Genomic DNA, 12,798 nt, shown 5'->3' with positions numbered 1-12,798 from the left:
TATCTTTATCAGCAATAACAGTTGATTATCAAAAGATTTTTTTGTTACGGCGACCTTTTCCAATAGTTAAGCCGTGACGGTTGTTAATGATTGTCATGTGAATAGCAAGGCCCTTACCACTAAAAAGTGGCAAGGGTCTTTTAATTTATAATAATATTTTGACATTATTGAGTACTTATTCCTTACTTATTTAAGAGCAATTCTTAAGGAACCAACATACACATAATCGTCATTAATATCAGTGATATAACTGCGATTAATCATGTATTTGTGACGCACAGGGAGAAAACGGTCCTCCGGCAGATAAGACATTATTTTCTCTGCACTTTCTTCTGCCATTACACGGGAATCTTCCAGGTGGAATACACAGCAGTCTTCCATCATTTCAACAAACATTAATTCGTCCAATGAAATTTTTGATAGCTGCCCTTCCCAGGAAGTGTGAAACGTAGTTAAGCTCTGCATAATCGTAAGTTTTTTAAATGGTTTGGTATTTTACAAGATGCTTGCCGCTAAAAAAAATCAGCAGGTAACTGGATAGAAACCTGCGTATGAAGCTTATGAAATCTAAACCGTCTTATGAGAAAAAGTTTCTTGAAAATATCTTTTAAAAGGCTCGCATTTTAGTAATTAACAAGTGAGGGAATTGCCTGCTGCTGTTGCAAAACAAATTTCATTTGATCAAAAATGAAAGGTAAAGAGCTTTATCTCTTCAGGAGTTAATCAAGGGTTAATGCAATAGTTAATACAGAGTTAACTGCGAAGTGAATACTCCGCAGTCATACTCCGCCCAGGCAAAGGGAATCCACTGCATATTACGAGTCTGCATGCAGATGGATAAATAATCTTAAAGAGAAGTGCGATCAAAAGCTAACAGATAGCATTAATAGATTTATTACTAATGCCAGGTTCTTTACAAAGCGGATATTAAAGCCGCCCTTTTCCGAGTAATAATAGCTTTCTTTATAGCGGTCGTATGCTATAGGCGCTCCTAGTTCTTTCATCATTTTTAAAAATTCAAATAATGTTCTTTCGGAAATACGCAATCTTTTGGCAAGATGGGCGGGCTTTCCTGTGCCTTTGATTCTAATTAAGTAATCAATGGTCTGCAGTCTTTCAAAATAACGTTTAGGCATGCTGGCATACGGGGTTTACAATGTACGAATTTGAAATAGTGAGTCAACTTTTCCTAATCTCCAATGGGTTATCTCCATGCTGATTTATGTGAGTAACATTGTGTGCATAGTGTCTTTTTCATTACTGATTAAAAATAAATTAGGGCTACCGTTACGGGTATTCATAAGCGCATTTTCCATAAATATATATTTCGAGGGTATTAGTTCGAAGCAAAATCCGCATACAGGATAACCTGTCTGCAAGCTAAAGAATTCTACTGCTACTTTGCCGCAGCCTACTTGTTTTTTAAAGCGTGTGGCTTTAGAAAAAAAAGAAACTCCCCTGGTTGAAACCTGAGGAGTTTTCATCAAAAACCAACCATTAAAAGTCTTGTCTACAGCAACCTCTGCGAACAAATGGCCACTTATAGATGTTATAGTTTGTATTTTATTTTTATCCATAATAGTTGAATAAATTGTAACCTTCAGTCGTATTAAAAATTCCTTCCCGGTAGATACCGGAATAGGGTTCCGTACGACGTTGTAATGTTACATTACAGCGCGCAGAAATTGGTTAATAAATTGTTAATGACCTAAAATACATTAGGAAATAATCATCTATTGTTAGCTGCTAAATAGCGCTATAAGTTGTATGCAACCGGAAATCCCTTGTTAATTCACCGTTAAAGTAATTAGTGTCCCTGAGTAGTCTTTGAGTATAAATGTGTGAGTATTTGCTGCACTACACTCTGCGCATCTTCATTGTAGTGATGCCCTCCGGGTAATACAATCTGGTGGTAATTACTAATAGTGAGAGATTTTAAATCAAAGTCTTTTTCATCCTGCCCGAATACCAATAACAATGGCTTACCCGTAATACTGTTCATAGCACCAGGTACACTCATGCTGCCAGGTGTGGATGTTTTACCCAGCATATCGGAGATATGCACTACCATATCGGTACTTGCAGAAGGTGACATGAATACCAGATGTTGTGTCTGAGACTGGAATACTGCAGACAGATGCTGATAAATGAACGGCAACACATCTGCTCCCATAGAATAACCAACCAGTATAAAGGCATGATTATTCCACTGCGATGAATAATATTGTAACAGGGCAGAAACGTCTGCTGCAGCCTGCTGCGGGCTCTTTTTATTCCAGAAATATTTTAACGTATTTAACCCTATAACGGGATATCCCCGGCCGGCAAAAATGTTTACCATATCCGCAGAAAACTTTTTCATTCCCCCATCTCCTGTAATGAAAAATACGATAGGATGTTCTGCACTAACATTCGCAGGCACCTTCACCGTTACCGGTAGTTTGCTGATATCCGTCTGTGCTTTGACGATTCCCGCTGCCAGTAATAGCATGCATCCTATCAAAAGAGAATACCTTCCTTTTCCCATATTGTTCACTGTTTACGCTTTTACGTTTTCATTACCTTACTTAACGCTGCCGGCAACTGGATAAGATCAAAGTCATGTTCGTATACCAGGTATTTATTTGCCCACTCAGTAGCATACTTTTCTTTAAACTCCCGTAATCCATGATAATGACGGAATGCTTTTATTTTCTCATAGGCAAATTTCACAACCTGTTCTGCTGTATTTTGCGGCTGCTCTATTCCAGACATAGGTACAAGCCCCAGGTTCAGGTATTGCAGACCCTTATCCTTTGCATCCTGGATCAATGCGATAATCAATGCATCCATACATCCACCAGGTGCGTCCGTTCGCTTCCTGATCAGATCATAGGTACATTCACCAGGTGCATAATCCGGAATGATATTCAGAAAAGCGGCAATCTGCCCATTTGCATCTGTGATGGTGATCACATCCTGCTCCATAATAGTGTCTGCGTCAAACAACCCTTGTGAAAAAGTTAGCTCCTTTACATCATATTGTTCCAACCATTCATCTGATACTTCTTTCAATTCCTGTACCAGTTCTTCCGTTAACGGGGCATGGTGCATGGTAGTGATATATCCTTTGGCAGCAAGACTATTTAATCCGTTACGCATTGACTTCTTATCCTTTCCGCTGAGCGTAAATGTGGTCACATCCATGATACCCTCCTGCCCGATCAGCAACTTTTTCTTTCTGAGATGTTCGAAGTAATACATACTTTGCTCATCTACTCTGTAAAAGGCGGGACGTAGCCCCATCTTGCGGCATTGTGCCTCAAATTCCTGTAACAGAGGCAATTTGGTTTCCTCCGCACAAACCGGCTCTTCCAATACAATAGCGAAGCTACTGGCTACACGATAAGCTATGAATCCCTGGTTATACTCTGAAACAAATAACAACTTGTCATCCGCTACTTTAAAATGATCCATCGCAGAATTACCGTATTGACTCAGATAGAAATGTGCCTTTTCAAGCGCGGCATTTGTTTGCTTTCCTACAGGAAGATAAGGCCGGATAATGGTATAGAACAAAAAAGCCCAGGCGCCTACCCCCAGTACACGTATGGCACTTAAAAACTCTCTGCCGAAACGGGTTACAGGATGTAACCCATCATCTTCCAGTAACAGGAAACCATGAAATGATGCCCGTAGGGAACGGATCCAGGTAAATTCCATCCCAAAATGCCGGACGTTCAGGAAGTAGAACCCAATAGTACCGAAAATCAATACCACCAGTAATGTAGCCACCGCCGTAGCCACCCCGATATTGACCAATTGCCGGTTACTCTTTACACGATACTGACGGGCAGTGATAAGCAGAATCAGGCTGGTCAGTAATGCCAGGATAGCCTCTTCATAGTCCAATGCTTTACTGATATGTCCGAAGGCAGAAAGTACCGATACAGATAATGCGACAATCCATGCGCTCCGTAATCCCCTGAAAAGGAAAGTAGCCGTTACCAGCAATACCAGCCCCAGGAATATGACCAGTAAATTAGAAGCATGGATACTGTCGCCGGGAATATAGGCTTTCAGCACCGTTACACGGTTTGCCAGCGGAGGAGTTAATACAGAAAAGATATTTACCATTCCGAGCAGGAAGATGAGCACAGGAGGCAGCAGTCTTAATACCAGGTGTCTACCTTTTAGCACAAAAGCAAATATGCCACCCAGGAGAGGTAACCAGAATTCAAACAAACGGTAGAGCAATGTGATTTCAAGTGCCTGTAAAGTGGTATATCCGTAGTTTGTGAGCAAATATGCCAACGAGAGTTCTATAGCACCCAATCCACGGAGAAAAGGAGATATTATCAGGAAAATGGTGGCAACAATATATCCCACACAGGCAGCTTCCAGGGAAGGAGTAACACCCGTTGCCAGCATACTGATATACAGATGGGAAATTCCGACGATCTCAATACCGGCAGACACCAGTACCGTTTTTGCAAAAGAAGAGCCATGCAGGTTAAATGCAAAGATTCCATCTACATGCACAATCGCCTTTGGAAAATATTTAAGCAACAGGTTATACGCATATCCTCTAATCTGGAAAGAACGTACTATCCATACCGTAAGTCCCAATACGAGGCAAATACCTAACAAACCGCCAACTGCATCCAACATAGACTCATCATGCAGAATCGCATATCCTACTACCGGAATCCCAACAAGGAATACAGAGAATATGCCGGTAAAACCGTAAATACCGGATGCCTGGTGAATCTGCTGTTTGCTGATATGACTGCGGCGAAGGCTCTGCGGTAAGTAGGCAAGAGAACTCACTCCACCTGCGGGTAAAAAGATACTAAGCAGATTACGTTTCAGGAATAAATCAGTGCAGCGTTCTATATCTAATTTACTACCAATAGATTTGAAGCTATAACTGTACATCAATGCCTGCAACAAAATATATGCACCGGTCAGCGATATACCTGAGATTACCCAAAAACGATTCGCCCGTTCAATAGCTGGCATCAATGACATCAACTCATGCCGCTGCTGCCGGAAAAAGTAAATAGCCAGTAATATGAATAATACAGACAATAACTCTTTCCAATGCAACTTGTGCAATAACGGGCCTAATTTAAACTTATCCAACAATGGCATTACAGGTACGATTTTGTTGTTAAATGCTTATAACATCAACACACAAATTTACATGTAAGTTGTGGCGAATAAGGATCAGCTCCAGTAGTTTAAGTGAATTTTAATGTTTTGTTTGTTTGTAAGGAACTACCAACACAGGTATAGTGGAATGGCGGATCACAAATTCCGCTGTGCTGCCAACCAGTAAATGGTCTAGCCCGGTACGCCCGTGTGTACCCACTACAAGTGTTTGGATATCCTGTTCTATAGTCTGTTCAAGGATATCTTTTTTCGGATCCCCTATAATAGCACTAACGCTTACGGATATATCATCGTACGATTCCGCAATAACACTCAGGCGTGTTGCCACATCCTGCACACGGTTCTCCCATTCTTCTGAAGAGGCAGATCCTCCTTCTATTGAAGGAATCAGTTCTCCCACTTTGTCCAGAATAGAAAGTAATACTACTGACGACTTTGTACTCTTTGCCAGTTCCATACCGGCAGCAACAACGCTGGTGGAATAGCTGCTAAAATCTACAGCTATCATAATCTTTGACATATATATCGGTTTTAAAGAGCAGGGATGCGTAGTAGGTTCAGGCGGGAAATGAGTGTGATCTCAATTATAAGGCAAATTTAATATAAGTAAGGGAATTTCCCTCATTAAATCTTTAAGGCTATTAAAAAGAGTACCACCTTTTTAACCAGTTCTTATTTTCCTGATTATAAATAAAAAGTGAAGTGCCCCCAAAAGAGACACTTCACTTTTTATCCAGATGGGATTGCCTGTTATTGCTTATTGAGTTTGCATTTTCACCAAGATAATAGTGATTTAATCGAAATAACTATTTATTCACTACAGTAACAGTCCTGCTACTCCGCCCGCGGGTATCAAATACTTTAAAACTGATAGTCCCTTTCTCAGTAACCGGAGTTGTGTACAACTTACTTTTAGCATCAGGTACTTTACCATCTGTAGTATATCTGATAGCAAGTCCTGGTAATTGCAAATTGGCCGTAACAGCACCTTGTACTACAGAAGCTCCTACTGTAGGTATACGGTACTGATAACCGCCGTTATAATGATCCAGCCTTACCAGCTCACGTTTGCCCAGTACATTGGCAAATGTACCCCATGCCTTCTCATATAGTGCGTCGCTCTTTGCATTGTCCTTTTCTATTGCCCACTCAGGATTTTTAGCCCAGGCACGTTCCGCCAGTGACAATAACTTGGGAAGCAGCATATATTCCATACGTGCAGAATTCTTTACAGTTTCACTCCACAGTAACCCCTGGATACCCGTAATGTTAGCAGCGCCATATGCTGTTAAGCGATCTTTTCCTTTGAACAGATCCGGGCTCAACGGGTTGTCCAATGCATCTACTTTTGAGTTCTTGTAATAATCTTCCGGAATTAAATAGAAGGGCTTATCTATATCCACAAAACCGCCCCAGTAGAACCCTGGTTCATCAAATACTTTCTGATAAGCCATATCAAAATACAGGTTACTTACACCGGAAAATACCACTTTGTAGTTCGCATTTGCCAGCCTGTAAGCAAGATCTTCTGATCCGCCACCCATCGTGTTATTCCATACATCCAGCATAAAACCGCCATTACTGAAATCAGGATTAGGGATATTATATGGCTTGCCATCCAATGTTGTTTTACGCATGCCCATCTCTTCCCATCCATACAGTTTCAGTCCTCTTGCATTCAGCAGGGAGTATACTTTGCCATAATAGTAATACCAGAGATCATTAGTACTCTTAATGCGATTATCCTTTGCCATGAGCGCTTTTACTACCGGCGACTTTTCCCATACGCCACCGGGTACTTCATCTCCCCCCATATGTACATACTCAAGCGGCGCTCCCGCATCTTTATACATGGATTGTACCTCTTCTACTACTTTATCAAGGAAATGATATACAGCTGGCAATGCTACGTTGATCACATTATCGTTCCAGTTCTGTACAGAATGGTATTCGGACTTATCTTCCAGATCTGTTAACAGATATTCTTCTGCTTTTTCACGGTGCCCTTCTTTCATCAACTGATCGTAACGCGCTTCCATTGCTTTAACTGCGGCACGGGCATGACCGGGTGTTTCTATTTCAGGAATCACGCGTATATGCCTTGCCGTTGCATACTGCAGGATTTCAATGAAATCTTTGCGTGTATAGAAACCACTACCTGCTGTATCTGCTACATCTGGACCGGAACCATATGCCGGTTGTAATGATTTCTTTTCATCTTTATCAAATCCGCGATGCCCGCCAACTGCTGTCAGCTCAGGAAGAGAAGGTATTTCCAGTCTCCAGCCCTCATCATCTGTGAGATGAAAATGCAATACATTCAGTTTGTATAAAGACATTACTTCCAGTACCCTCAACACATCACGCTTGCTGTGAAAGTTACGCGCCACATCCAGCATAAATGCACGGTAGCTATAGCGAGGTGCATCTTTCACTGTAACAACAGGTATGCTGACTGATTTCTGCTTACCAGCCCATGACGCTGGCGGGATCAGGGTTTTAAGCGATTGAATCCCGTTAAAGATGCCTGCGCCATCTGCCGCCCGGATCATAATACCACTTGCTGTTACCTCTAAAGTATATGCTTCAGGAGCAAGTGTACTATCGGTAAACAATCCAATACCTTTACCACCGGAACTAAGCGGGCTTACTGCCGGACTCTTTTCCAGGATAGCCCCCAGCTCTCCTGACAGATAAGCCGCTTCTCTTGTAAATGAAGGGCTGCAATAAATAGGTACACCGGCATCCAGTACATATATACCCGTTCCTGTTACCTCTTCCTGTGGAGTAGGGAACACCAGTGGTAGCTTTGCGGCCGGAATATCAGGAATATTCTTATTTTGTTTATAGATATCTACTGCGGTAAGCAATGGTGTTTTATCTCCAGGAAAACGCAGATATTGTTTTGGCTGTGTGGACGGACGAATACTATAATCCCTGATAGCATACCCTTTAGCCGGATCATTATTCCATACCAGGAACAAACCATCTGGTGCATCTGTGAAGTTCACTGCCCAGGCTTCTGCTACCAGTTCTATCCGCAGGGAATCGCCGGGTGCTATGCCTTTGCTCTCTGCTGTAGGCGTTAGTTTATACAGATCTCCGTTTATGTGTGAGGCACTCACTCCTCCGGTAGTAACACCGGGTTTAAGGAATCGTACAAAGTTGAAATACAACTGCCAGCCTTGTGCGGGTAATGGTGTCTTACCGGTATTCACAATCGTATATATGGAGAGGAACTCGTCTTTCCCCTGGTGGTGGTTTTCTACTACCTCCCAGGATACTTTTAAACGGGAAGCATCAAAAGGTGCCTGCGCAAAAACTGGTGCAAGAACAACAGAAAGCAGACCACATACTAAAAGCAAATGGCGAAGATTCATAAGTGAACTATATTAGCTGCACGTAAGATAATGTTATACTGTTGCAAAACAAACAGGTATCGGCCAGGTTTTTCCTCAATTATGGCCCATTTAAGGAGTTGCGCAATCATGAATTTTACCCACAAAGGGGATCTTACCCCGGATATAAGAGAAAGTGTTCCCTTTTTTGATTTTCCCTATCTTTATTTATCAAAAGGGATCTATATATGAAGGGATTTATTGCATTTTCGTTTGGCAGTGTGGCTCTAATTGCGGCACTAGGTTATTTTTTTCCTTGGACATATTGGTTGCTGGTATTGATAATACCACTCATTATCATGGGATTGATAGATATTTCACAGAAGAAACATGCTATCATGCGCAATTATCCTATTGTGGGACGTTTGCGTTATTTCATGGAAGATATCCGCCCAAAAATCTACCAGTACTTCGTTGAAAGTGATATTGACGGCAGCCCTATAAACCGGGTAGACCGCTCCACTATTTACCAGCGTGCTAAAAGAGAGCTGAACTCTCAGCCGTTTGGTACCCAGTTCAATGTATATGCGGAAGGGTATGAGTGGATGGCACATTCCATCCAACCCCGCTCTTTCGATAAGATGAATAAAGATCCCCGGGTGCTTTTTGGGGGTGATGAATGTACACAGCCCTATTCTGCGAGTATCCTGAATGTATCTGCCATGAGTTATGGCTCACTCAGTTCCAATGCGGTAGAAGCATTGAATGGAGGAGCTAAAATAGGAGGCTTTGCGCATAATACCGGCGAAGGCGGGATCAGTGAACACCACCTGAATCAGGGAGGAGATATTATCTGGCAGATAGGTACTGGTTACTTTGGATGTCGTAATGAGGAAGGGAACTTTGACGAGAAACTGTTTGCGGAGAAGAGCGCTCTTCCACAGATAAAAATGATCGAGCTGAAAATATCCCAGGGTGCAAAACCCGGTCATGGGGGTATTTTACCTGCTTCTAAAAATACACCGGAAATTGCTGCAATAAGGCATGTAAAACCGAATACAACAGTTGCCTCTCCTCCTTATCATACGGCATTCAATACGCCCCGCCAGATGGTGACATTCATCAGTCAGCTGCGTAAGCTGAGTGGTGGTAAACCGGTAGGCTTTAAGTTATGCATTGGCCAGAAACCGGAATTTCATGCTATCTGCAAAGCGATGCTGGAAACCGGCTGTTACCCCGACTTTATTACCATCGATGGCGGAGAAGGGGGTACAGGTGCTGCACCTCCTGAGTTTTCCAACTCTGTAGGAATGCCACTGATGGATGCTCTGGCATTTGTACATGATACGCTCAAAGGATACAACATCCGTCATAAAGTAAAACTGATTGCTTCCGGCAAAGTGCTTACCGGCTATCATATCCTCCGGGCAATGGCGTTAGGTGCAGATACCTGTAATAGTGCCCGTGCCATGATGATGGCTTTAGGCTGTATCCAGGCATTGGTATGTAATACAAACCGCTGCCCTACCGGCGTAGCCACACAGGATAAATGGCTGATGGCCGGACTGGTAGTAGAAGATAAAAAACACCGTGTGGCTAACTACCACAGGGATACTGTAGAAAGCGCAATTGAGCTGACGGCTGCTGCCGGACTAACAGATCCTCACCAAATTACCCGTAGTCATATTTCACGACGGGTATTTATGAACCAGGTACGCAGCTTTGAAGAGATTTATCCCGGGACTCCCGTAGGAGCCTTATTAAATGACAATGTGATAGAATCAGTAAGTAGTGATAGATGGTAAGTATCTGGATTTACACTGACAAGTATAAGATAGGTATAGGATGAGGATAGGTATGGAATAAGTATGGGATAAGTATGCCATTATCTGACAATAATGATTACCCCCAATAGTTTTACAATTATTTGAAATAGCCTTTCAATAAAAAAAGCCTGTATCATAAGTACGATACAGGCTTTTTTATTCATGGCCCTGAATTTCGTTTATGCGATCATCTGGCCCTGTTAATTATATTAACTGTTACATTTCCAGTGCACCAGCAGCGGCTTCATCTACAAACCAGTGCAATTCTCCATCTTCAGGTCTTATCAACTGTGAAGGGAATTTATCGGGATTAAAGGTGCCTTCGATTACATTCTTCAGTGTAAGCGATTTACCCGTACCGGTAGTCATAAATATTACACATGCCGCCTGATTCACGACCGGTGCAGTCAGCGTAATACGATACATATCCTGTGCTGACAGGAAGAATGATTTTACCCAAGCTACCTCTTCATGTACTATAGGTGTACCGGGAAACAATGAAAGGGTATGCCCGTCATCACCCATACCTAATAACACAAGGTCGAAAGTGGTTTCACCATCCTTAAAGTAATTACGCAGAATTTTCTCATATGCTTCAGCTGATTCTTCCGGAGGAATATCTGTGCGCATTACATGGATATTCTGTTCCGGAATATCTACCACATCCAGCAATGTTTCATATGCCATCCGGGCGTTGTTCCGCTCATCTTCGAAAGGTACTGCCCGTTCATCTCCCCAGAAGAAATGAATCCTTTCCCAGGGGATCATGATTTTATAAGGCTCCTTTGCCAACAATGCGAAAAGTTGCTTTGGCGTATTACCACCGGAAAGTACCAGTGTAAAAATGGGTTGGTCCTGCAATACTTCCTGGATATAATTACTAATCCAGGCGGCCAGGTTCTCGCTAAGCTCCTGCGTATTTTGGGCTATGTGTAATTCCATAAGTTATTTATTTCGGCAGATTTGTCCAGCTATGGCCATCCCTTGCGATCATTGCATCTGCATCTTCGGGACCCCATGAATCTGGTGCATAATTAGGAAAATCTACCGGCGTACGGGTTTCCCATGTTTCCAGGATAGGCATAATTACTTTCCAGGCAGCTTCTACCTGGTCTGCACGCATGAAAAGTGTAGCATCGCCCTCCATTACATCCAGCAATAGTGTTTCATACGCCTCAGGAGCATGATCATCACCATATTGGTGATCGAAGTTAAACACCATTTCTACCGGCTCCAGCGTCATACTCTGACCAGGACGTTTAGCCTGGAAACGCATACGGATATCCATTTCGGGCTGTATGCTGATGGTAAGACGGTTGGGGCGCCATGTCTCCGCAGATTCTACAGGGAATGCATAATGCGGTGCCTGTCTGAACTGCAGCGTGATGTTGGTTGCTTTCTGGTGAAGATGTTTACCTGTGCGTACATAGATGGGAACACCCTGCCAGCGCCAGTTGTCGATATAGAACTTAACTGCCGCATAGGTATCAGTAGCAGATGAAGGATCTACTCCCTTTTCTTCCCTGTAACCAGGAACTTCCTTGCCTTGTCTCCATCCTTTAGAGTATTGTCCGCGTACGGCATTCTCGTGCACCTTGTCTTTTGCAAAAGGACGGATCGCATTCAGTACATCTACTTTTTTATTACGGATCTCATTTGCATCGAAAGATACCGGAGCTTCCATAGCTATCATACAAAGGATCTGCAGGATATGGTTCTGTACCATATCCCTGAGGGCACCTGATTTCTCATAATATCCGCCACGGCCTTCCAGCCCTACGGTTTCAGATGCTGTAATCTGTATGTGATCGATATAGTTACGGTTCCATACCGGTTCAAACATAGCGTTTGCGAAACGCAGTGCAATGATGTTCTGTACGGTTTCTTTACCCAGATAGTGATCTATACGATAGATCTGTTCTTCAGAGAACATACGGCCCAGGAGGGTATTCAGATCATGTGCGCTTTGCAGGTCATGACCGAATGGTTTTTCTATTACTATACGGGTAGAGCATTTATCGCTGCACAGATTCAGGCTGCCCAGTTTCGTGGCAATGGCTGGCACCAGTTGCGGCGCTACTGCCAGGTAAAAAATCACATTAGGATGTGTACCCCATTCTGTTTCCTTTGATTTTACAAGATCGGTGATGGCACTATATGCCGCCTGATCTTCTGCATCCATTTGCAGGTAAGTAACATGCTGACTGAAATCTTTCCAGTGCCCGTTCTGTTCTCCTTTACGACGGGAAAATTTACTGATCCCATCCTGTAAATGCTCATGGTATGCATCAATTGTATAGGCGCTACGTCCTATACCAGCAATTTCAAATTGTTCAGGCATATAATCATCCAGAAAGAGATTATATAATGCCGGTGTGAGTTTTCTGTAATTCAGGTCGCCGCTGCCACCAAAAATAAATAGGATCGAAGCTGGCGGACGTTTGTGATTTGTCATGACTGTCTTTTTAACATTACCCTAT

At 42.7% G+C, this 12,798-nt stretch carries 10 protein-coding genes; 1 reads left to right on the top strand and 9 read right to left on the bottom strand.

Annotation, left to right across the window (positions count from 1 at the left end; genetic code table 11):
- Nucleotides 1–186 precede the first annotated feature (186 nt).
- The 7 genes from BM176_RS26795 to BM176_RS26765 form a co-directional block, all read right to left on the bottom strand.
- Nucleotides 187–465: a LytTR family transcriptional regulator DNA-binding domain-containing protein gene (locus BM176_RS26795; RefSeq protein ID WP_090107488.1), complete on the bottom strand. Its 279-nt coding sequence runs from the start codon at nt 463–465 to the stop codon at nt 187–189.
- Nucleotides 466–863: 398 nt separating this feature from the next.
- Entirely contained in the window at nt 864–1,136 is a 273-nt protein-coding gene (locus BM176_RS26790) for a hypothetical protein (RefSeq protein WP_090107487.1), read from the bottom strand.
- A gap of 84 nt (nt 1,137–1,220) precedes the next feature.
- Nucleotides 1,221–1,577, bottom strand: a complete 357-nt coding sequence (locus BM176_RS26785) for a hypothetical protein (RefSeq protein WP_090107486.1) — start codon at nt 1,575–1,577, stop codon at nt 1,221–1,223.
- A gap of 230 nt (nt 1,578–1,807) precedes the next feature.
- Complete coding sequence (locus tag BM176_RS26780; RefSeq protein ID WP_090107485.1) at nt 1,808–2,527, bottom strand: AcvB/VirJ family lysyl-phosphatidylglycerol hydrolase; 720 nt, start codon at nt 2,525–2,527, stop codon at nt 1,808–1,810.
- Between the two features lie 20 nt (nt 2,528–2,547).
- Nucleotides 2,548–5,097 carry a phosphatidylglycerol lysyltransferase domain-containing protein gene (locus BM176_RS26775; RefSeq protein ID WP_255373592.1) on the bottom strand — a complete coding sequence of 850 codons (2,550 nt, stop codon included), beginning with the start codon at nt 5,095–5,097 and terminating at the stop codon, nt 2,548–2,550.
- A 136-nt stretch (nt 5,098–5,233) separates the two neighbouring features.
- Nucleotides 5,234–5,674 (bottom strand): universal stress protein, encoded by a 441-nt coding sequence (locus BM176_RS26770; RefSeq protein WP_090107483.1) that lies wholly within the window; start codon nt 5,672–5,674, stop codon nt 5,234–5,236.
- Between the two features lie 286 nt (nt 5,675–5,960).
- The gene (locus tag BM176_RS26765) at nt 5,961–8,534 is read right to left on the bottom strand and encodes a family 20 glycosylhydrolase (protein ID WP_090107482.1); all 2,574 of its coding nucleotides are present in this window, start codon (nt 8,532–8,534) and stop codon (nt 5,961–5,963) included.
- A 206-nt stretch (nt 8,535–8,740) separates the two neighbouring features.
- Between BM176_RS26765 and BM176_RS26760 the strand changes: the two genes are divergently transcribed.
- Nucleotides 8,741–10,297 (top strand): FMN-binding glutamate synthase family protein, encoded by a 1,557-nt coding sequence (locus BM176_RS26760; protein ID WP_090107481.1) that lies wholly within the window; start codon nt 8,741–8,743, stop codon nt 10,295–10,297.
- Nucleotides 10,298–10,534: 237 nt separating this feature from the next.
- Here BM176_RS26760 and pgl read toward each other — a convergent pair whose 3' ends face one another.
- Complete coding sequence (pgl, locus tag BM176_RS26755; protein ID WP_090107480.1) at nt 10,535–11,260, bottom strand: 6-phosphogluconolactonase; 726 nt, start codon at nt 11,258–11,260, stop codon at nt 10,535–10,537.
- 7 nt (nt 11,261–11,267) lie between these two features.
- On the bottom strand, nt 11,268–12,773 hold the full coding sequence (zwf, locus tag BM176_RS26750; RefSeq protein WP_090107479.1) for a glucose-6-phosphate dehydrogenase: 1,506 nt from the start codon (nt 12,771–12,773) through the stop codon (nt 11,268–11,270).
- Nucleotides 12,774–12,798: the final 25 nt, after the last annotated feature.

Source organism: Chitinophaga sp. CF118 (assembly GCF_900112615.1).
Classification (GTDB): Bacteria; Bacteroidota; Bacteroidia; order Chitinophagales; family Chitinophagaceae; genus Chitinophaga.
Note: the sequence above shows the minus strand (reverse complement) of the source record. Positions and strands in the feature narration are given on the sequence as shown.